General features: G+C 61.6%; 27 protein-coding genes. 22 read left to right on the forward strand and 5 right to left on the reverse strand.

What is annotated here, in order from left to right; translation table 11 throughout:
• From R5N89_RS06530 to R5N89_RS06560, 7 genes are read left to right on the forward strand one after another with little or no spacing between them, the layout of a single operon-like run.
• Positions 1-204, forward strand: coding sequence for a hypothetical protein (locus R5N89_RS06530; RefSeq protein ID WP_110568377.1), 204 nt, complete (start codon positions 1-3; stop codon positions 202-204).
• A complete protein-coding gene (locus R5N89_RS06535; protein ID WP_110568379.1) occupies positions 201-563 on the forward strand; it encodes a hypothetical protein in 363 nt (120 codons plus the stop codon). Before R5N89_RS06530 ends, R5N89_RS06535 begins: the two co-directional genes overlap by 4 nt.
• Complete coding sequence (locus R5N89_RS06540) at positions 535-1,053, forward strand: hypothetical protein (RefSeq protein WP_110568381.1); 519 nt, start codon at positions 535-537, stop codon at positions 1,051-1,053. Before R5N89_RS06535 ends, R5N89_RS06540 begins: the two co-directional genes overlap by 29 nt.
• Positions 1,054-1,070: 17 nt before the next feature.
• Positions 1,071-1,310, forward strand: coding sequence for a DUF2635 domain-containing protein (locus R5N89_RS06545; RefSeq protein WP_110568383.1), 240 nt, complete (start codon positions 1,071-1,073; stop codon positions 1,308-1,310).
• A complete protein-coding gene (locus tag R5N89_RS06550; RefSeq protein WP_110568385.1) occupies positions 1,307-2,794 on the forward strand; it encodes a phage tail sheath subtilisin-like domain-containing protein in 1,488 nt (495 codons plus the stop codon). The genes R5N89_RS06545 and R5N89_RS06550 overlap by 4 nt, the downstream gene beginning before the upstream one ends.
• A gap of 9 nt (positions 2,795-2,803) precedes the next feature.
• Positions 2,804-3,187 (forward strand): phage tail tube protein, encoded by a 384-nt coding sequence (locus R5N89_RS06555; RefSeq protein WP_110568388.1) that lies wholly within the window; start codon positions 2,804-2,806, stop codon positions 3,185-3,187.
• Positions 3,184-3,852: a phage tail assembly protein gene (locus R5N89_RS06560; protein WP_110568391.1), complete on the forward strand. Its 669-nt coding sequence runs from the start codon at positions 3,184-3,186 to the stop codon at positions 3,850-3,852. Before R5N89_RS06555 ends, R5N89_RS06560 begins: the two co-directional genes overlap by 4 nt.
• Here R5N89_RS06560 and R5N89_RS06565 read toward each other — a convergent pair.
• Positions 3,849-4,010: a hypothetical protein gene (locus R5N89_RS06565; protein WP_354680708.1), complete on the reverse strand. Its 162-nt coding sequence runs from the start codon at positions 4,008-4,010 to the stop codon at positions 3,849-3,851. The genes R5N89_RS06560 and R5N89_RS06565 overlap by 4 nt on opposite strands.
• On the opposite strand from R5N89_RS06565, the gene R5N89_RS06570 reads away from it, so the two are divergent.
• The 4 genes from R5N89_RS06570 to R5N89_RS06585 are packed head-to-tail and all read left to right on the forward strand — an operon-like array spanning position 3,982 to position 8,949.
• Positions 3,982-5,961 (forward strand): transglycosylase SLT domain-containing protein, encoded by a 1,980-nt coding sequence (locus R5N89_RS06570; RefSeq protein ID WP_208624652.1) that lies wholly within the window; start codon positions 3,982-3,984, stop codon positions 5,959-5,961. The two genes, R5N89_RS06565 and R5N89_RS06570, sit on opposite strands and share 29 nt — an antisense overlap.
• A 1-nt stretch (position 5,962) precedes the next feature.
• Positions 5,963-7,261, forward strand: coding sequence for a DNA circularization protein (locus R5N89_RS06575; RefSeq protein WP_110568393.1), 1,299 nt, complete (start codon positions 5,963-5,965; stop codon positions 7,259-7,261).
• Complete coding sequence (locus tag R5N89_RS06580; protein WP_110568395.1) at positions 7,258-8,439, forward strand: phage baseplate assembly protein; 1,182 nt, start codon at positions 7,258-7,260, stop codon at positions 8,437-8,439. Before R5N89_RS06575 ends, R5N89_RS06580 begins: the two co-directional genes overlap by 4 nt.
• A gap of 9 nt (positions 8,440-8,448) precedes the next feature.
• A complete protein-coding gene (locus tag R5N89_RS06585; RefSeq protein WP_110568397.1) occupies positions 8,449-8,949 on the forward strand; it encodes a phage baseplate assembly protein in 501 nt (166 codons plus the stop codon).
• Positions 8,950-8,952: 3 nt separating this feature from the next.
• Here R5N89_RS06585 and R5N89_RS06590 read toward each other — a convergent pair whose 3' ends face one another.
• Entirely contained in the window at positions 8,953-9,153 is a 201-nt protein-coding gene (locus R5N89_RS06590) for a DUF2283 domain-containing protein (protein WP_110568399.1), read from the reverse strand.
• Positions 9,154-9,201: 48 nt separating this feature from the next.
• A complete protein-coding gene (locus R5N89_RS06595) occupies positions 9,202-9,462 on the reverse strand; it encodes a hypothetical protein (protein WP_110568401.1) in 261 nt (86 codons plus the stop codon).
• Positions 9,463-9,540: 78 nt separating this feature from the next.
• Here R5N89_RS06595 and R5N89_RS06600 point away from each other — a divergent pair, with 78 nt between their 5' ends.
• The 11 genes from R5N89_RS06600 (at position 9,541) to R5N89_RS06650 (ending at position 15,967) form a co-directional block, all read left to right on the forward strand.
• Positions 9,541-10,041 carry a phage GP46 family protein gene (locus tag R5N89_RS06600; protein ID WP_110568403.1) on the forward strand — a complete coding sequence of 167 codons (501 nt, stop codon included), beginning with the start codon at positions 9,541-9,543 and terminating at the stop codon, positions 10,039-10,041.
• Between the two features lies 1 nt (position 10,042).
• Positions 10,043-11,167 carry a baseplate J/gp47 family protein gene (locus R5N89_RS06605; RefSeq protein ID WP_110568406.1) on the forward strand — a complete coding sequence of 375 codons (1,125 nt, stop codon included), beginning with the start codon at positions 10,043-10,045 and terminating at the stop codon, positions 11,165-11,167.
• Entirely contained in the window at positions 11,161-11,757 is a 597-nt protein-coding gene (locus tag R5N89_RS06610) for a YmfQ family protein (RefSeq protein ID WP_110568409.1), read from the forward strand. The genes R5N89_RS06605 and R5N89_RS06610 overlap by 7 nt, the downstream gene beginning before the upstream one ends.
• A gap of 7 nt (positions 11,758-11,764) precedes the next feature.
• Entirely contained in the window at positions 11,765-12,934 is a 1,170-nt protein-coding gene (locus tag R5N89_RS06615) for a hypothetical protein (protein WP_244192126.1), read from the forward strand.
• Entirely contained in the window at positions 12,931-13,377 is a 447-nt protein-coding gene (locus R5N89_RS06620; RefSeq protein WP_110568412.1) for a hypothetical protein, read from the forward strand. Before R5N89_RS06615 ends, R5N89_RS06620 begins: the two co-directional genes overlap by 4 nt.
• Positions 13,378-13,428: 51 nt before the next feature.
• Complete coding sequence (locus R5N89_RS06625) at positions 13,429-13,752, forward strand: hypothetical protein (RefSeq protein WP_236944472.1); 324 nt, start codon at positions 13,429-13,431, stop codon at positions 13,750-13,752.
• Between the two features lie 35 nt (positions 13,753-13,787).
• Positions 13,788-14,219 (forward strand): structural protein, encoded by a 432-nt coding sequence (locus R5N89_RS06630; RefSeq protein WP_244192127.1) that lies wholly within the window; start codon positions 13,788-13,790, stop codon positions 14,217-14,219.
• A gap of 1 nt (position 14,220) precedes the next feature.
• Entirely contained in the window at positions 14,221-14,559 is a 339-nt protein-coding gene (locus R5N89_RS06635) for a hypothetical protein (RefSeq protein ID WP_110568418.1), read from the forward strand.
• 75 nt (positions 14,560-14,634) lie between these two features.
• Positions 14,635-14,970, forward strand: coding sequence for a hypothetical protein (locus R5N89_RS06640; protein WP_244192128.1), 336 nt, complete (start codon positions 14,635-14,637; stop codon positions 14,968-14,970).
• A gap of 177 nt (positions 14,971-15,147) precedes the next feature.
• The gene (locus R5N89_RS06645; protein ID WP_110568423.1) at positions 15,148-15,738 is read left to right on the forward strand and encodes a hypothetical protein; all 591 of its coding nucleotides are present in this window, start codon (positions 15,148-15,150) and stop codon (positions 15,736-15,738) included.
• Positions 15,739-15,844: 106 nt separating this feature from the next.
• Positions 15,845-15,967 carry a hypothetical protein gene (locus tag R5N89_RS06650; RefSeq protein WP_354680709.1) on the forward strand — a complete coding sequence of 41 codons (123 nt, stop codon included), beginning with the start codon at positions 15,845-15,847 and terminating at the stop codon, positions 15,965-15,967.
• 209 nt (positions 15,968-16,176) lie between these two features.
• Here the strand turns inward: R5N89_RS06650 and R5N89_RS06655 are convergent, their stop codons facing one another.
• Complete coding sequence (locus R5N89_RS06655; RefSeq protein WP_110568425.1) at positions 16,177-17,127, reverse strand: hypothetical protein; 951 nt, start codon at positions 17,125-17,127, stop codon at positions 16,177-16,179.
• Positions 17,124-18,083, reverse strand: a complete 960-nt coding sequence (locus tag R5N89_RS06660) for a DGQHR domain-containing protein (protein WP_110568427.1) — start codon at positions 18,081-18,083, stop codon at positions 17,124-17,126. Before R5N89_RS06660 ends, R5N89_RS06655 begins: the two co-directional genes overlap by 4 nt.
• Between the last annotated feature and the right edge of the window lie 29 nt (positions 18,084-18,112).

Here is an 18,112-nt window from a genome sequence, read left to right on the forward strand (position 1 = left end):
ATGCCCGGAGCTACAAAAAAAGTCGTCAAGCTGCCCGGCCGCATCCTGTTTAACGGCAGGAAAAAGGTTCCGGTCGGCGTGCCCTTCGACCTGCCCGCAGATGAGGCGGATCACCTGATCCGCCTCGGCCACGTACGCCTGTATGAACCTGATCTGCCACCACTACAGGTGGATCCGCCACCCACGCCCGAACCCGGTGCATGAGCATTGATTTCGATGCTCTCGCCCTTGGTCCCTGCATGGGCACCTTTGGCGAGGACATCGTCTATCAGCCAGCCGCAGGCGGCTCATACACCATCACCGGCATACCCGATGTGCCCTACAAACCGGCCTTCGCTGACCAGATCGATGGCCTGACCCCCACCAATATCATCAGCGATGATGCGGTCGTGAGCATCCAGCTTTCGCAGCTTGCCTTCACGCCCGCGCAGGGTGACCTGCTGACCATGCGGGGCACCCTCTACCGCGTGCGTGAAACCCGGCCCGATGGCCGGGGCGGCATGCTGCTGACCCTCAACAACGCGGACCATGAAAATGACCCCATACCGGGTAATCCTTCGTGAGGCGGCGGCTGCGGTCCTGCTGAACGCGAGCACCGTGGCCGGGCAGAAAATCTATACCGCCCGCAGCCTGCCTTCCACGATCGCGGTTCTGCCAAACGTTTACCTGCAGGTGCCCATCGATCAGGGCACCAGCCTCGGGCGGTCCCAGCCGGGTTTCCGCCGCGTGGCCTATCTCCAGATCGAGGGGCGCGTGACCGGCGGCACTCCGGCCAAGGTCGAGGACACGCTCGACCTGCTGGCCGCCCAGATCGAATACGCCCTGATGCAGGATGCCAGCTTTCAGGCCCAGATCCAGCAGGTCACGGAAATCGATACCCGTATCTCGATCGACAGCAGCGGCTCGCGCCATCTGGGCGCGGTCACCATCCGCATGGGGCTGGAGTTCGACGAATACTATCTGGCCAACGGTCCCGCCCTGACCGAGATCACCGGCACCATGACCGCGAACGGCAACACGGATTTCGCCGGTATGCAGGTCCCCACCACCTAAAACCGAGGCCCTTCCCCATGTTTGTAAAACCCGCCCCGGGCCGCGCAGTGCGGTGGCCCGGCACGATGCGCCTGCTCAGGGCGCAGGGCGAGACCGTGCCCGAAACCGGCTTCTGGCTCCTGCTCCTGCGCAATGGCGATGTGGTGCAGGCCACGCCGCCCGCCGCATCCACCGCTGCGGCCATCCCCGCCCCCTCGCCTGCGCCCGCCAGTGGCGGCGCGGCAGTCACCCCTGACCCTGCCGAGGCCCACGCATGAGCGGCTCCATCACGGTGCCGGGCTACCCGACCAACAACCGGGTGCCCGGCTTTTATTTTGCCCTGGACAATTCCAGGGCGAATACCGCCTCCTACGGCCGCCGCGTCCTGATCGTGGCCCAGACCACCACGGGCGCAGCCCTTGCGGGCACGGCGCGCCTGTCCGCTGGCGTCACCGATGCGCAGGGCCTGTACGGCACAGGCTCGCAGGCCGCGATCATGGTGCAGAACTATTTCAGCGTCGATCCGCTGGGCGAGGTCTGGGTGCTGCCGCTGGCTGATGATGCCGCATCCGTTGCCGCCAGGGGCACGGTCACCATCACTGGCCCCGCTTCCGCATCCGGCACGCTGTGCCTGTATGTGGGCGACCAGCTCATCCCCACGCTGGTCACGGCAGGCGACACGGCGGCCACCATTGCTGAAAACGTGGTCACAGCCGCCCAGGCGGTCACCGGCCTGCCGGTCACGCTTGCGGTCGACGCCACCACAGCAGGCCAGATCAACGTCACGGCGCTGAACAAGGGGCTGTGCGGCAATGACATCCTGCTGGGCGTCAACCTGCTGGGCACCGCTGGCGGGCAGTCCCTGCCCACGGGCGTTGCCGTAACGCTGGGCCAGATGACCGGCGGCACGCAGAACCCCACCACGCTGGCCACAGCGCTGGCCGGGCTGGGTGACCGGGTCTATGACCTGTTCCTCCATCCCTACACCGACACGGCCACCCTCGATGTCTTCAAGCAGGTGTTCAACAACACCGACGGTCGATGGGCTCCGATGGAGCAGCTCTACGGCCACGGCATCACCGCCTACAGGGGCACGTATGGCGAGGCCACGGCCTTCGGCCTGACCCAGAACGACCCGCACACCACCATCATGGCGATCTCTGACAGCCCATCCTCCCCCATGGTCTGGGCTGCCCAGATCGGCGCGCAGGTGGCGGCCAGCATCCGCATCAACCCGGCCCTGCCGGTCACGGGCGTTGCCCTGACGGTCATGCCCCCCACCGATGCCGGGCGCTTCACCCTGCCCCAGCGCAACAGCCTGCTGTGGGATGGCATGAGCACGTTTACGGTGGACGATAGCGGCACGGTCAATATCGAGCGCCTGCTCACCACCTATCAGGAAAACGCCGAGGGCGTGCCCGATAACAGCTACCTCGACATCGAGACGCTGATGACCGCCATGATCTGCCTGCAGGACATGCGCATCTTCCTCGCCTTGATGTTCGGCGGCTTCATCCTCGTAGCCGATGGCACGAAGATCCCGGCCGGTGCGAAAGCCACAACCGCCCAACTGATCGGCAAGGCCTGCGCGGCCCGCTACCGCTGGCAGTGCACGCAGTTCTGGGCACAGAACGCCGATACCTTCGCTGATCAGCTACAGGCGCAGAATCAGGGTGGCGGGCAGGTCTTCCTACTCATGCCATACGATTTCGCCAACCAGCTCTGGGTCATCGCTGGCAACTGCCAGTTCGTCAAATCGTAAGGAGCCGCCATGTCCGGAACCGTCTTTCGCGGGCCGCTCGGCGGCATCGCGACCCTCACCATCAACGGCATCCCCTTCAACGTCGTGGGCGAGGCCCAGTGGCAGGCCTCGGGTGATGTCAATGAAACCGCCAAGGGCCAGACCATGGTCGAAGGCTTCACCGCCATGCCCGGTGAAGGCTTCATCCAGGCCACCCTGCGTGACCGGCGGGATTTTGCCGTCAGCTCCCTGCAGGGCGCATCCGGCCTGACCGTCGTGCTGGTCAACGCCAACGGCAAGGTCATCACCGCCAATGATGCCTGGCACACCGAACGTATCGCCGTGAACACGCAGGAAGGCACCTTCGAGTTCCACGTCGACAGCGCCACCGTAACCGAGGACACCGTCTCGTGACCCATCCCCACCACAAAACTCCCACCGATGCGGAAGTCATGGCAGCACTGGGGCAGCCCGATGAAGAGCTGCCAGCACGCACGGATGACAGCGTGATCGTGCTCGATGACCCGATCATCCTCAAGGATGGCCGTGAGTTTGACGAAATGGTCCTGGGCGAGCCCAACGTCTTCCACATCCTCTCGGCGGCGCAGGTCATCGGCAAGCGCCCCAGTCTGGAGACGGTCTACAGTTCCCAGATCCGGCTGGTCGAACTGGTCAGCGGCTGGCCGCCGCTGGCCACGGGCGAGCTGCCCAGCCATGTGCTGGACCGCGCAGTCGCCTACGTCACGCATTTTCAGGATGACGCCCGCAGGCCCGAGGGCGCGGAGCCCGATCTCTCCCCCTCCCTCACTTTAATTTTCGAGAACCCGATCGAGGCGGTTGGCCGCACCTTCACCACCATGGAGTTGCGGCCACCCAAGGTGCGCGAGCGCAGGGCCGCGCAGGCCTTCGAGACGCGCGGCACGCCGGAAGGTTTCATGCTGTCGGAAATCTCGTTGGTCGAGGCGGTCAGTGAATGGCCCAAGGCGGCCGTTCTCAAAATGCCGATCAGCAAGTTCGCGCGGGCGGCGGATTACCTGACCGGTTTTTTTCGCAATGGCCCCCTGGCTGGGCCGATCTAGGCCCGGAGCTGGGCCTGTTCTTTCAGGGCTTTTCCCTCGGTGATGTCGAGGGCCTGACAGGCGAGCGCATGGCGGAACTGCTGGCGCAGGCCACACGCATCAACGAACATCGCAAGCGGGAGGCTGCACGTGGCAAACAGCGGCGTTAAGGTCGTCATTTCAGCAGCCGATCGGGCCAGCTCCACGCTGGAAAAGATCAACAAGCGCATTGCGGGGCTACAGGCCCCCGTGCGCCGCGCGCAGGCCGCCTTCGGGCGGTTTGCGTCGCTGTCCGGCCTCACCCGCCTGAAAAACGGCTTCGTGGGGGTAGCGCGCGAGGCGCTGGGCGCGTTCCGCTATATCGGCCAGATCGTGCCGGTGCTGGGCGTCATTACCGGCTCGGCCAGCCTAGCGGGCATGTACCGGCTGGTGGATGCATGGGGGCAGTTCGGCACCCAGTTGCGCACGGTATCGGGCAGCATGGGCATGGCGCCCCAGAAACTGCAGGCCATGCAGAACGCCGCCCGCCTGTCCGGCAGTTCCGCCGAGGCCATGACCGGGGCGCTCCAGACGCTGTCGCAAACGCGGTGGCATGCGTTGCATGGCATGGATCCGCGCGCATTGGCTCAATTCAAGGCACTTGGATTGAACATGAAGGAGTTGGAAAAGCTCCCCATGGATCAGTTTTTTGACCGCGTTGCGCATTCCATTCGCGGCTTACGCGACCCGGTTGCTCGTACAATAGCGGCAACCGCACTGCTGGGGGGTGCGGGGGAACAGTTACAGACCGTCTTGCAAGAGACGGACGAGGCGTGGCAGCGTCACCGCAAAGAGGGTGAGCGCCAGTCATGGATGACAAAGGAGATGGCCGACCGGGCTGATGCCTATCGGGAATCCCAGAAGGACCTGACCCTTTCCGTCGAACATTTCGGTGATGTCATAGCGGACGCAGCATCGCCCGCTCTGGTTGACCTGAACCATTTCCTGAAAGATCTGATCGACAGCAACCGCGACTGGATCGCGCAGGATATCGGCAATTACGTCAAGCAGTTCTCCTACTGGTTCCGCAATGGCGGGTGGGACAAGATCAAGGGCGACATAACAGGAATTGCACACGCCACCGAAACGGTCGTCAACAAACTCGGTGGCTGGCAATCCGTAGGTAACGAGATCCTCCTGACCATGGAGGGACTGGTCGCCCTGCGCATCGTGCGCGGTATTTATGCCGTTGCAACCGCATTCGATGCCATGGCTGCGGCGGCAACGGCGGCGGCAGATGCCTCTGCTGCCGCAAGCGTTGCGGCTGGCGGCAAGGGTTGGCTTGGCCGTGTAGCCGGTGCCACCCTGCGCGGCGGCGGCATGCTCATGCGTGGTGGTCTGTATGGCGCGCTCGCTTATGGCGAATACAAGCTGCTCGCCGGCCAGCCATTCCGCACGGGCGGCGGGCGCGATACCGTGGTCAACACCGGCCCCCTGCAGAAAGACATCTATGATGCCGGTTCTGCCGCTGCCCAGAAATATGGCCTCGACCCCGACCATTTCCTCGCTCTGCTCCAGACCGAATCAGGCGGCTATGACCGCACATCCAAGGCTGGTGCATTCGGGCCAAGTCAGCTCATGCCCGACACCGCGCGCTCCCTGGGCGTGGCGGATTCCGTCAATGCCCCGAATTATGACTGGCGGCAGAACCTCGATGCCGGCGCGCGGTATTACAAAATGCAGGTTGATCGCTTCAAAGGCGACTATCTGGCGGCAGATGCAGCCTATAACGCTGGCCCCAACAGCAAGGCAGTGCAGGAATATGCGCGCACCCACATCGATGCGGGCCTGCCTAGCGAGACCCAGCATTACCTTGCCTCCAACGCCGCCATCGCAGCGGAAATGCAGCGCATACGCCGGACGCGTGACCGCCTGAACGCAACAAGCGGGGTAGCCACGCCCCCGCTTTTTGGCGGCAACGCGGGCGACGGCGGGGGGAACGCGCCTGCAAACGTCAATGTCGGGATTTCGGTGCATGCGCCGCACGGCACGAAAGTCCAGGTAACTGACGCTCCGCCGGGTACCACCGTGCGGCCCCAGATCCAGACCCAGCGGGCCATGCCCCCCGAGATAACCGCAACAGGAAGCTGACATGTCCGGCACTCTCACCACCCTGGCCGAGGAATACCTGCAGGCCTCCTTCCGGGGCGTCCCGTTCGTGGTGGTGGGCAGCGGTGGCCAGAATGGCCGCAGCACCGCGCTGCATGTCTATCCCTACAACGACACGCCATGGGTGGAAGACATGGGCCGCGGGCCGCGTCCCTACCGCTTCCGGGGCTTTCTGATCGGGCCGGAATGCTGGGCGCAGCGTGACCTGCTGGTCAAGGCAGCCGAGACCAAGGGCACGGGGCTGCTGATCCACCCCACCATCGGGGCCATACAGGCCAGCCTGCTGCGGTGCGACTGGTACGCCCGTGACGGGGTGATGCACATCATCGACATCGAGCTGGAGTTTATCGAGTCCAGTTCCTACCTGTCTTCCACCATCCTGCTGGCACTTCATGCCACCATAGCCGTTGCGGCTGTGGCGTTTGGCTCGGCCATCTCGTCCGATTACGCCACCACCACGCTCGCCCCCTACAGCTACGGTGCAACCGTGCTGCATGCCGGGCGCGGTATGGCGTCTGACTGGGGCAGCAGGGCCAACGGAGCCATCCGCTCCCCTCGCGCCTTCTCTGGCGCCATGGCGGCGCTCCCCGGCAATATCGGGCGTTACGCCAACGGCAGCGGGGCCGTGGTGGATGAAAATGCTACGGTCGATACCATCCTCGCCGGACTTACCACCAGTACCCAGACGGTCAGCGATAACGTAGCCGCCCTGGCGGATGCGGCGGATCCATCCGCGCTAGGCGCTGCCATCCTTGTGGTGCCTGAATCCATCCGCTCGGCCATAGCCGATCCCGCCGGGCAGATTGCCGTGCTCATGCCGCTGGCCACCTACAGCCCATCGGTCGTGGCCTCGGGCGCACCGATCGGCGGCGCGATTGCAACAGCACAGACCGCCACCGCAACGCTGTGCAGGCAGGCCGCCCTGCTCTCGCTGGCCTACGCCCTGGCCGACTGGCAGCCCGCCACGTCGGATGAGGCGCAGGCCATGCGCACGCGCATCGGCGCCATGCTGGATGATGAGGCAGTGATCGCGGCGGATGGCGGCGATGACGCTACCTTTCAGGCCCTGCGCAACCTGCGCGCCCAGGTGCTGCAGGACCTGGCCGACCGGGCAGCGCGGCTGCCCGATCTGGTTACCGTTACCCGCAACGCGCCCCTGCCCGCGCTGGTGCTGGCCCAGCAGGTCTATGCCAACGGCTCCCGCGCCACGGACCTGATCCAGCGCGCCAATCCCATTCACCCGGCGTTCATGCCGACCAGTTTCGAGGCTTTATCATCATGAGCGGTGTACTATCTGCCCTGTCCGATTTTGTGGGCTGGACGCCCCAGCCGTCCGATCAGGTCTCGGTCATCATCCTGCGCGGCACGAAGGCCTGGGCCATCAGCACATGGACGGGTGCGACCATCCGCATGGGCGTGGAAATCATGCCCTGGACGGCAACCCTGTCCATGACCACGCAGGGTGCGAATGCAGCCAGTACCGTCGATCTGGTGGAAGGCGATAGCTGCCAGCTCCTGATCGGCAGCACGCTGGTGTTCACAGGCTATGTCCAGACCATTGTGGAGGACATCGCACCCGGGCAGCATAGCATCGAGGTGCAGCTGGCATCCAAAAGCATCGATCTGGTGGAATGCGCGGCGGAGTTCAGCACCTTCCAGATGAACAGCACGAACGCGCTGGCCATCGCCCGCGCCGTTTCCGCCTTTGCTGGCATACAGGTGATCTCGGTGGATGGCGCGGGTGATACCGATATTCAGGCCTTCTCCGCCATCCTGACGGAAACCGCCTATGAGATGATCGAGCGCGTCACCCGCCTCGCCGCCGTGCTGTTCTATGACCGGCCCGATGGAAACATCTGTATGTCACGGGTTGGCTCCCGGCGCGCATCCAGCGGCTTTGTATTGGGCGGCAACATCGAGCGCATGCAGCGCGTGCGCAGCATGGCCGGGCGCTTCTCCAGCGTGCAGGCCCTGAACATCGGCGCCATCACGCTGTTTGAATTGCCCCAGGAAGGCAAGGCCGTGCAGCAGATACGTGCCAATACGGCACCATTCGATGCGCAGGCTTTTGACAGGGGCGTAACACGCACCCGCAACATGCTCATTCCGGTGGAGATTGGTGACAATAATGCCGAGATCGCCCGCCAGCGGGTGCAATGGGAAGTCAACCGGCGATATGGCCGCGCCTATCCGATCTCCGTAACCTGCGATAGCTGGCGCGATGATGCTGGCAACCTGTGGTTGCCGAATACGCTCGCGCCTGTTTCCTGTCTGGGGGGCGCGCAGCCGGCTGATCTGCTGATCGGCGAACTGGTCTTGAGGCAGGCCATCGGTGAAGGCACGCATGCCGATGTCGCGCTGATGGACCCCGCCGCCTATGCGGTTGAACCGATCATCAATCCGCTGATGCAGAGCGCCTTTTTCCAGGCGCTTGCATCAGGTCAGGGTCAGCAGGGCTGAAGGTGCCAGATGTCATTTCTTCCCCGCGTCGCCCGTGGCGTGATGATGCTGATCGGCATCGGGCGGCAGACCGCCGATACCGATGAGGCAGCGGCCACGCCCACCGTGCAGGCCACGCTGGCCATGGGCGAAATCCACAGCGACATGCCGCTCATGCAGCACGCAGGCTTCGCCAGCCGCCCGCTGGCGGATTCCGATCATGTCATCGTCTTCATCGGCGGCAACCGCCAGCGCGGCGTATCCATCGCCAGCAATGACCAGAACGGCAGGCCAAAAGACCTGCAACCCGGCGAGGTCTGCCTCTACCACCCCAGGACCGGCAGCCGGATCTGGCTCAAGGCGGACGGCTCCGTCGCCATCGCTCCCGCCAACGGCAAGACAGCCGTAACGGGCGACCTGACCGCCACCGGCACCATCACCGGCAACGAAGTCGTGGCGCAGGGCAAGAAGCTGTCCAGCCACGAACATTCCAACGGCAACAACGGCGCGGATACGGGTCCGCCCGTCTGATGCTTACTCCGCCGCGACCCCATGGACCGGGCGCGACGTGCGCTCGCGCACATCCAGCACCTCGATGCCGATCAGCGTGCCATCAGCGTCATAGTCCAACATCACGCCGGGGGAGACTTCGCGGGTTTCCACGGATTTTGCCCCTTCCGGCCCAACCCGGATGAACATGGCGTCGGCCTCGGGATCATAGCTGGTTTCTATCATGACCAAACCCTGCAGCCGGGCATCACATCAGGACCATGGAGATCACAATCATGCCTTGCCGTGTGCAATTTCCCCGATCCGGTCCGACATTGCATCCAGCCGGGCTTCCACCTGCGTCTCGAAATGCCCGAGACGCCCCATGAGTTCCGCCTTCATCATGAGTTCAATATCATCACGCATTTCCTCAAGGCGGCGTTCAAGCCTGCGGGAGCGGTCTGCGTTTGCAAGGGTCACGGTACGCAGGTCCGCGATTTCCTTGCGGATCAGGCGAAGCTGCTCAAGAATCAGGCTGCTGGTATCTACGGTCATGGTGGCCTCCTGACGGCTTGATAGCACAAAAGATAACGACGCTGCGAGTCAACGCACGTACAGCCCCACGGAAACATAATGGATATCGCAATCACCTGGAACGTCCGCGAGGCTCGTGGCGACTGGCCCATCGTGTCCGGTGACCTGGCGCTCGATAACCCGCTGCGCTCGGCCGTGATGGTCTCGCTTTTTACCGACCGGGTTGCACCCGAACAGCCCTCCTCGGCCGACACGGCCGCAGGCATCCAGTCGCCCACGGGCGCGCCGGGGTCTGCCGGGGCCGACCGGCGCGGCTGGTGGGGCGACGCCTTTGCCGACCTGCCCATCGGCTCCCGCCTGTGGCAGCTCAGACGCGCGGTGAAGGTCGGAACAAGGGCCATCCCGCGCGAGATCGAGAGCATTTGCACCGAGGCCCTGCAATGGCTGGTCGATGATGGCGTGGTCCGCTCGCTCGCGGTCAATGCGTGGTGGAGCGCCACCATCCCCACCATGGCGGAGTTCTCCGTCACCCTCACCCAGCCGGGCAACAGCACGCCCCAAACCTTTACCTTCTCATGGGCCTGGGAGGGCCTGACCTGATATGGCCTATCCACGCCCCACCCTGTCGCAGCTGCGCCAGCAGGCCCTGCAGGATGTCGTCAGCGGTGGCATCCCTGGCGTCGTGGCCGTGCTGCGCTTCTCCGTGCTGTATGTGCTGGCCATGGTGCTGGCCGGGCTGGCGTGGCTGCATTACGGCTATATCGACTGGGTTGCCCTGCAATCCGTGCCGTGGACGGCTACGGATGAATATCTGGCCGCATGGGGCGCGCTCAAGGGCGTGTACCGCAAGGGGGCCACGGCCGCGACCGGCACGGCCACCTTCCCGGCCACCGGCACCAGCACCATCCCCGCAGGCACGCAGTTCGCGCTCCAGGGCGGCGTGCTGGCCACCGCCTCGGCCGAGAGTGTCACGACCGATGGCCAGACCGTGGTCAACTGGACCGCCAGCAGCACCGGCAGCGCGGGCGTCACGCTGGGCACCATCGTCACCCTGTCCAGCCCGGTGCCCGGCATCCAGACCAGCGGCACGGTCACGGGGGTAACGGTCAGCGGGGCCGACATCGAGGGCGAGGATGATTTCCGCACCCGCGTGATGGAAGCCTTTCAGGCGCAGGGGCAGGACGGCAAACAGGCGGATTACGTGGACTGGGCCGAGGCCGTGACCGGCGTCACCCGCGCCTGGTGTGTGGGCAACGGCTTCGGCGCGGGCACGGTGGTGGTCTACATCATGCTCGATGAGGCCAATGCCGCCACCGGCGGTTTTCCCGTTGGCACAGACGGCACGGCGGCAGGTGATCCCCGCTACACCACCGCCACAGGCGACCAGCTAACTGTGGCCAACGCCATTCAGGCCGAGCGGCCCGTCACGGCGCTGGTCATTACCTGCGCCCCCATCGCCCAGCCGGTGGACTTCGTCATCACGGATCTCGGCACGGGCGACACCACGGCCAACCATGCGGCCATCAAGACCGCGCTGGCCGACATGTTCCGGCGCGTATCCGCCCCCGGTGGCACCATCAACCCCAATGACTGGCAGGAGGCCATCGCCGCCATCGGGCTGGACAGCTTCGAGGTCAAATCCCCGACCGATCCCGTGGTCGGTGCGAATCAGGGTTCCATGCCGGTGCTGGGCACGGTGAGCGGCGCGGATGGCATCGCATGGTAGCGCCCATCTTTTCGGTTGCGGATTTCCGCACCGCCCTGCTCAACCTGCTGCCGCGCGGGCGCATCTGGTCGCGTGACCCCGATGGCATGCCCTACCAGATCTCGGGCGTGTGGGCGCCTACATTCCAGCGCAGCGGGCAGTCGGCTGGCGAGCTGATCGGCGATGCCTTCCCCTCCACGACGGCCAACCTGCTGCCGGAATGGGAGGCAACGCTCGGCCTGCCCGATCCCTGCGCGGGCGAGAGTCCCACCATCGAGCTGCGCCGCGCGCAGGTCGTGGCCCGGCTGACCGATAGTGGCGGCGCATCGATCCCTTACTTCGTCCAGTTCGCCAAAACCCTCGGGTTTGACATCACCATCACCGAGTTCGCGCCCAGCCGCTTTGGCCGCAAGTTCGGCACGCCCTTCGGCGGCGATGCCTGGGCGCATACGTGGCAGGTCAATGCTCCGCAGTTCACCGTCACACCCCTGCGCTTTGGCAATGCCTTTGGCGAGCTCTTCGCCACATGGGGCAGCACGGTCCTGCAATGCGAGCTGACCGCGCGCAAACCCGCCCACACCATCCTGATATTCAACTACAGCGAAGGATAGCTGTTCGATGGACCTCATCATCGGCACCGGTACTGTCACCGAGGCCAACCGCGACACGATGCCCGCCACCGGCACGCCCGGCTGGGCCACGGATGGCAACCCGGCGGCCACCATCCCCGCCACCGATTTCCCGGCCGCGCACTACAACATGGTCATGGCGGAGATCATCCAGCCCATTCTTGATGCAGGCCTGAAGCTGGACCCCGCCAACTGGGGGCAGCTCTCGGCCGCCATCAAGGCCCTGGCCAAACAGGCAGCCGGGGGCGCCGTACTCGGCTCGCCCGGCGTGCTGGCTACGGGCGACGTGGCAGGCAGCGTGCTCTATTATTCCGCCGCCCTGGCCGCGCCCGCGTTCACCTACGGCAGCACGACCGTGGGGCTGGCCACCACAACGGCCCTGACCTCGGCGCTGGGTAACTACCTGCCGCTGGGCGGCGGCAACGTCACCGGCGATATGGACTGGGGCGACAAGACGAAGGCCAGCACGGTCACGCACCGGTTCTGGTCGGCAGGGCCGCCTGCTACGGGCGACGCCACGCCTGATGCCACCATAACCGTGACAGGCGGTACGCCGGGCACCGCGAACGCGGGCACTTACCGGCTCTCTACCGGCACGTTCGACCTGAGCGGGTCCGGCAGGTTTCTAGTGCCTGACGTGGTGGACTTCACCACGCAGGGCGCGCTGGGTGCGCGGGTGGCCGAAGCACGCTATATCCGCTCCGTGCCCGCTGCCAGCTCCGGCAATATCCAGATTGCCGATATTGAGTTTGACGCATCCGGGAACGTGCTGGTTACGGATGCGGCGGGGAACGTCACGACCTTCTACCCGCAGAATGTGACGCAAGGGACAGTGAACGGGCAACTGTATCTGTCTTATAAAATAGCGCCAAACCTTCTCGTTCAGAAGTTTTGGAGCGGGGACATAGCGACTAACAGTGGTCCTAAAAGGGTACTATTTCCAACTGCCTATGCCACGGGATCGATCCCCCACATGTCTATGTCCATAGAAACAAACAGCGAAGACAGTTACCAGACCCTTGCCAACTTTAACGGTGGACCAAACAGCCTTGGCCAGTGGGTAGATAACGCTGGTTTTAGTGTTTACGCGGAAGATATTACGAATCAGATAAAAAGAACCGTTGGTTTCTTTATTACCGCCGTAGGAGTGGTGTCATGACCTGGCAGCAGAGTTATCCATCACGCTATTACGTGGCCTATGACACGACTGCCCCCCAGCCCACGCCCGTCACGGCCCGCTACGATATGGCCCAGTATGATGACCTGTCGGGCTTACCCGCCGCCTCTGATCTGATCGCACTGACAGCGGAGCAATACAGCGCAATAGGCCTTTCAGGCATCGGCGTTTCAGGTGGAAAGGTGGTGCCGTATTCGCCACCCGCGCCGCCAGTCCCGTTGCAAACGCAGGCGAAAAATGCGCAGGCATGGATAACGCAGCAGGCCAATCTTGCGGCGGCAATGGGCGAGACCTTTACGGCTGACATGAAAGCCTACGTGATTGCGATCAACGCGATCGCCAGCGGCACCGACACCACCAGCACCGCCCTGCCTGACCAGCCCACGGATGTGATGACGGCCAGTGCGGCGGCCGCCACGACCTGACCCAGCCGCACAAACTGCGCCTGCCCGACCGCCCGATGAGGCGGTTTTTTATTGCCTGGAAATCTGATGTTCATTCTGTGGAGAGTGCTGGGGTTCGGTGATGATCCCCAGCTGCGCGACCGGCTGGTCCGCGTCGAGACCAAGGTCGAATCAACCGAGACCGACCTGCGCGCCCTGCGCGGCGAGGTGCGTGACCTGTCGACCGAGATGCGCGAGTGCATGGGCCAGCTCATCGGGGGCATGAAAGCCCTTCGCCAGATCGGGGCGGCCATCGTCGGCCTGATCACCGTGATCGGCACCATCGCCGCCGCCCTGTTCGCCTATCCACCCTTCTGCGACTGGTTCGGCCAGCTCCTGCACGGTGGACATCCATGAGCCCAGGCAATGCCCCGAACAAGGAACCTGACGCCATGAGCCAACTCCCGCGCGGCATCCGCAACAACAACCCCGGCAATCTCGACTACGTGGGCCAGCCCGGCGCGCATCTGGAAACCGGCGTGCCCTACCCCCGCTTTGCCGCCTTCCCCACCATGGCGGACGGCATCCGCGCGCTGCGCGACCAGTTGCTGCGCTATGGCGAGCGGGGACTGACCACGGTGCGTGCCATCATATCGGTCTATGCGCCTGCCAGCGAGAACCCCACCGGGGCCTATATTTACGCCCTGTGCAGCCATATGGACGTGCAGCCCGATACCGTGCTGGACCTGCACGATCCGGCCACCCAGCGGGCGCTGATCGCGGGCATTGCAACAATGGAGAACGGGCCGGGCCATCTCGGCCTGCCCCAGATCGACCAGGCGCTGCACGCGGCGCCTGCCGTGCCCCAGCACGCCGAGGCCTGACATGGACCCATTCTCCCTCCTGCAGGATGTGCTGTCGATGCTCCCGGCCCAGTATGCCGGGGATGTCGTGGTGGTTCTGTCGTTCCTGATCTCGACCTGCGCCCTGATCGCGCGGTTCTGGCGGCCGCCTGACCCCACCTCGAAATGGGTGCTGGTCTGGACCGTGGTCACCGCCATCGCCCAGGCGCGCGGGTGGAACCTGCCCGCCTACCAGCCGGGCAAGAAGGCGGCGATGGTCCCCGCAACGGTTCCGCGCAGCGCGGTCGAGCAACGCCTCGATGTGCCGCCCGGCTCCACGCGCCCCGGCAAGCCCCCTGCACGCGCTTCCCCGCCCGGCTGACTGGCCGGGCCCGGCTCAATCATCCTGATCCCCCAACCGCCTTTGAGGCGGTTTTTTTGTATGGAGACGCCACCCATGGCTGACGATAACACCACCACTGCCATCCCTGCCCTCGAGACCCTGATCGAGACCGCGCTGGGCAAGCGTGACACGGCCACCGCGCAGGCCGACATCCAGCTGGCAGGCACCCTGCTGCAGACGCTGATCCCCGTAATCGTGGCCCGCGCCGCACCCAGCCTCGACCTGGCGGGCATCGATGCGGCCGTGACGAAAATCCTGACCGGCATAACCGACCTGAAAACCGCGATCGAGACAAAGCCCACCACGGCCAGTGCAACCCCGGCCGCCGCGTCTGCCCCGGACAAAGCCGAGGCCTCGCACCCGATGGTGCCGGGGCAGCCTGTGCGCTGACCGACGGGCCTGAAAGATTGCAAAATCTGGGAAGACAGCCCCGGTGCCAGGTGGATGGCCGATGCACTCCGGGGCTGCACATCCGATGATATGCAACTTTAAGGCGATAATGTGTCCTGAATTGCAACCCAAGGTAACCGCCCCTCAGCCGGGCGGTTTTTTATTGGAGCACGCTTCATGCAGAACCCCACCCGCCGCGCCTTCCTTCGCGGCTCATCCGCCCTTGTCGCGGGCGTGGCCCTGACGGCCTGCACGGTTACCAAAAACGGTGATGTCACCACCCTCACCCTCAACGTGGCCGCCATCAAGGATTACGGGCAGGCAGGCCTCAATGCCGTCTCGACCATCCTCAGTATCGCGGCCCTGGCCAGCGCCATCGGTGCGCCCACGGTGGCGATCATCAATGCAGGCGATACCGCCCTGGGCGCGGCCCTGAACGCCTTTTCCTCGGCGGTCGGGTCCACGCTGACCATCACCTATGATGACACGAACTGGAAAAGCCGGGTGGATAGCGTGCTGTCGGCTCTGGGTACGGTAGAGAGCGACCTGAGTGCTGCCATCACCGGTGTGGAGACCAGGATCGCCAGCACCGACCTCTCCAACGCCAACACCGCCCTGAGCGCGCTGGGCACCATCGTGTCGGCCTTCAAGGGGCTGCTGGACAGCGTAACCGTGCGGCGCCCTGTCGGGGCCATGGTCAATGCCACACCTGCCCCCTCGCAGGCACAGGTGCAGCAGGCGCTTAAAGTGCTGGGGGTGACAGTATGACGCCCGTCGGCATCTTCTTCCTCTGGGCTGCCAGCACCATTGGCGGCGTGCTGGCGGGCTTTATCCTGCTGGCCTATCTGGCGAGCAGTTCACGATGACGCCCTTCATGGAGGGCGTCATCTCCGGTGCGGGCGGCGTTGTCGTCCTCATCGGGCTGCTGATCACGATCCCGCTCAAGCTGCATGCGCTTTATGTGGCAGTGCAGCTACGGGATCGTGGGCTGGGGTAAGAATCGGACAGGCGTCAATATGACTGACTTGGGGGGAACGGAAAGTCCGGTTCCAGATTGCAATGCTGCAAATCGAGTATCCAATAAAAATTAAAATAGTGACCATTTCAGTGTTATGTTGTAATTGAGACTTTCATCAAATTATAATCGTAAGATGCAAAGTCACATAAGAAAAATATAGTAAATTTGAACTCAACCACCTCTAGGAATTAGGCTGCCGCACTTATATTAATTAATCTAGAGAAATTTTTTGATCTATTCCCAGGCTTTCCAATTATTTTCTGAAAATCAAAACTAATCGCGAGAGCTAAATCAATAATGATGAAGGAGGTGATAAAAAACCGCTCGAGGTTTGCCCTTATGAGGTTGGGATTTTCAAAATCATATGAGCAGCTCCGCCAGTCTTTGACCTTAGCCATTAGTGTATCAAATGATGGGGTTGACTTCGGAAATGGAAACCATGTCCCATGAAGTGACTTATAATTAACTTCATTTCGAACTACCGAAAGCCAGTTGCTTGAAGAAAATCTACCGCGCAGAGTCAGCGCATCGGCAAGGTCCAAGAATTTATTAGATAAATCTTGTTGTCGTGAATTAGATGCCCTGAGCGTAAGACACGCATTTGATATCTCTCTAAGAAGAGCTCCAAAATTCTTCCACAGATCTTTATGACTTTCATCGCATTTAAGAAAGTTAATTCTTTTATCTTCAGGAGTGTAGGTTAAAAGATAATACGCCATAGAGAGATGAGGGGTAAACGCTGCTTCAGATACGCATCTATCTCTGAGAAACTTTACATGTCCCGTCTCAAGGTGAGAAAAAGATTTACCAAAAAATCGTAATATTGCGTGCGCTGCGTAATAGGCAGCGTAATATGTTTGTATTACTCTCCATGACGTTAAACTAGAATATGCAGTGCTTTTCTGCAATTCGTAGACCGTTTGTGCAGCGTGAGTGGAAAATCGGAAAGCATCTAAAGATAAAGATTTCCTGATTTCTTCATCACCCTGACAATGAAGAGAAAGTAACGGTGGAGTGTTTATAACGTTATAGCTTCCATCTATCAGCCATAATTTCAGAGATTGTGTGCAGTTCTCGTCGTTTTCAAGGCTTTTAGGTGTCCACAGAGGTCTTAGCAATTCCAAATCAACCGCCTTCACAGCTGAAAGTCTCCTTTGAGCTGCTTTTCAAGGTATTCAACTATTTTTGATTGAGAAGCACCCGATAGCTTTCCGATTTGAATGCTATCAAAAAGAGGTTCTAGAACATTATCAAAATTATTGACTGTATAATCTGGTCCGAAACGGTCTTTAACTCTCCGTGCAACTTGAGTAAAGAATGAAATTAATGCACGGAAAGTTACGTTGTTTAGTAAAATGCTTTCATCTCCTCCATTTCTAATAATTTGGTCACGAATGCTGGCTAAATAATCAGACAATATTTCAGAAATTTCATCTGCACTTCGAGTGGAAAGTGCGGGATAAATGCTTTTTAGAGCCGCATTGAAGGTGACTCGAGATATCTTGGACTTGACTCTTTTCGATGGTGACAGTCGCCCATAGAGAGGACTATTAGGGTCCGACAGCGTAAGATCAAATACCTCTCGAAAGACTTGCTCTTCTGAACTTTCATAATCAGCCTGTTTCTTTATGTCTAACAACAACTCTGATGGAACACCTCTTTGTTTGGAGTTAATATCTATAAAAAGTCTCGACTCATCTTGTCGACTCAAACCGTCATATATGACCACCGGAACTCGAATTTTTGTTTCTGCTAGTTTAAATCCATATACTCTGTGCTGGCCATCAAGAATCAAAAATGATCCTGGATTAGCGAAAAAACTTACAGTCTTACTCCTTGAATCATACCCAAGACCACACGAATTTTGAGCAGACAATATTATTGAAGTTGGGATCGTTCCTAGCCCATTGTCTATGTAGGCGGCAATTTCTTTCGCACGCTTTACATCAAGTAAACGCTGAAAGCCGGTTTCCGGATCTTCATCTCGTGAGGAAACAAATGTACTACTCGCCAAAACATCACTTGGCATAGCAAGTTGATAAAATCTGTGCTCACCCTGTGTAATTAATACTGCTGCGTAACTTTCTCTCGACATAGTAATTCCTCTTCGTGGCGCCGTTATCG

This window comes from Komagataeibacter sucrofermentans DSM 15973 (assembly GCF_040581405.1).
GTDB lineage: Bacteria > Pseudomonadota > Alphaproteobacteria > Acetobacterales > Acetobacteraceae > Komagataeibacter > Komagataeibacter sucrofermentans.

Bases quoted from the DNA above. Each gene is read 5' to 3' on its own strand.
- R5N89_RS06595 (WP_110568401.1), bottom strand. From the start codon at position 9,462: ATGACCGTAGATACCAGCAGCCTGATTCTTGAGCAGCTTCGCCTGATC.
- R5N89_RS06565 (WP_354680708.1), bottom strand. From the start codon at position 4,010: ATGACGACCTTAACGCCGCTGTTTGCCACGTGCAGCCTCCCGCTTGCG.
- R5N89_RS06660 (WP_110568427.1), bottom strand. From the start codon at position 18,083: ATGTCGAGAGAAAGTTACGCAGCAGTATTAATTACACAGGGTGAGCAC.
- R5N89_RS06550 (WP_110568385.1), top strand. From the start codon at position 1,307: ATGAGCGGCTCCATCACGGTGCCGGGCTACCCGACCAACAACCGGGTG.
- R5N89_RS06540 (WP_110568381.1), top strand. From the start codon at position 535: ATGACCCCATACCGGGTAATCCTTCGTGAGGCGGCGGCTGCGGTCCTG.
- R5N89_RS06585 (WP_110568397.1), top strand. From the start codon at position 8,449: ATGTCATTTCTTCCCCGCGTCGCCCGTGGCGTGATGATGCTGATCGGC.
- R5N89_RS06635 (WP_110568418.1), top strand. From the start codon at position 14,221: ATGGACCCATTCTCCCTCCTGCAGGATGTGCTGTCGATGCTCCCGGCC.
- R5N89_RS06620 (WP_110568412.1), top strand. From the start codon at position 12,931: ATGACCTGGCAGCAGAGTTATCCATCACGCTATTACGTGGCCTATGAC.
- R5N89_RS06530 (WP_110568377.1), top strand. From the start codon at position 1: ATGCCCGGAGCTACAAAAAAAGTCGTCAAGCTGCCCGGCCGCATCCTG.
- R5N89_RS06640 (WP_244192128.1), top strand. From the start codon at position 14,635: ATGGCTGACGATAACACCACCACTGCCATCCCTGCCCTCGAGACCCTG.
- R5N89_RS06555 (WP_110568388.1), top strand. From the start codon at position 2,804: ATGTCCGGAACCGTCTTTCGCGGGCCGCTCGGCGGCATCGCGACCCTC.
- R5N89_RS06610 (WP_110568409.1), top strand. From the start codon at position 11,161: ATGGTAGCGCCCATCTTTTCGGTTGCGGATTTCCGCACCGCCCTGCTC.
- R5N89_RS06580 (WP_110568395.1), top strand. From the start codon at position 7,258: ATGAGCGGTGTACTATCTGCCCTGTCCGATTTTGTGGGCTGGACGCCC.
- R5N89_RS06615 (WP_244192126.1), top strand. From the start codon at position 11,765: ATGGACCTCATCATCGGCACCGGTACTGTCACCGAGGCCAACCGCGAC.
- R5N89_RS06535 (WP_110568379.1), top strand. From the start codon at position 201: ATGAGCATTGATTTCGATGCTCTCGCCCTTGGTCCCTGCATGGGCACC.
- R5N89_RS06600 (WP_110568403.1), top strand. From the start codon at position 9,541: ATGGATATCGCAATCACCTGGAACGTCCGCGAGGCTCGTGGCGACTGG.
- R5N89_RS06545 (WP_110568383.1), top strand. From the start codon at position 1,071: ATGTTTGTAAAACCCGCCCCGGGCCGCGCAGTGCGGTGGCCCGGCACG.
- R5N89_RS06575 (WP_110568393.1), top strand. From the start codon at position 5,963: ATGTCCGGCACTCTCACCACCCTGGCCGAGGAATACCTGCAGGCCTCC.
- R5N89_RS06605 (WP_110568406.1), top strand. From the start codon at position 10,043: ATGGCCTATCCACGCCCCACCCTGTCGCAGCTGCGCCAGCAGGCCCTG.
- R5N89_RS06590 (WP_110568399.1), bottom strand. From the start codon at position 9,153: ATGATAGAAACCAGCTATGATCCCGAGGCCGACGCCATGTTCATCCGG.
- R5N89_RS06650 (WP_354680709.1), top strand. From the start codon at position 15,845: ATGGAGGGCGTCATCTCCGGTGCGGGCGGCGTTGTCGTCCTCATCGGG.
- R5N89_RS06630 (WP_244192127.1), top strand. From the start codon at position 13,788: ATGAGCCAACTCCCGCGCGGCATCCGCAACAACAACCCCGGCAATCTC.
- R5N89_RS06645 (WP_110568423.1), top strand. From the start codon at position 15,148: ATGCAGAACCCCACCCGCCGCGCCTTCCTTCGCGGCTCATCCGCCCTT.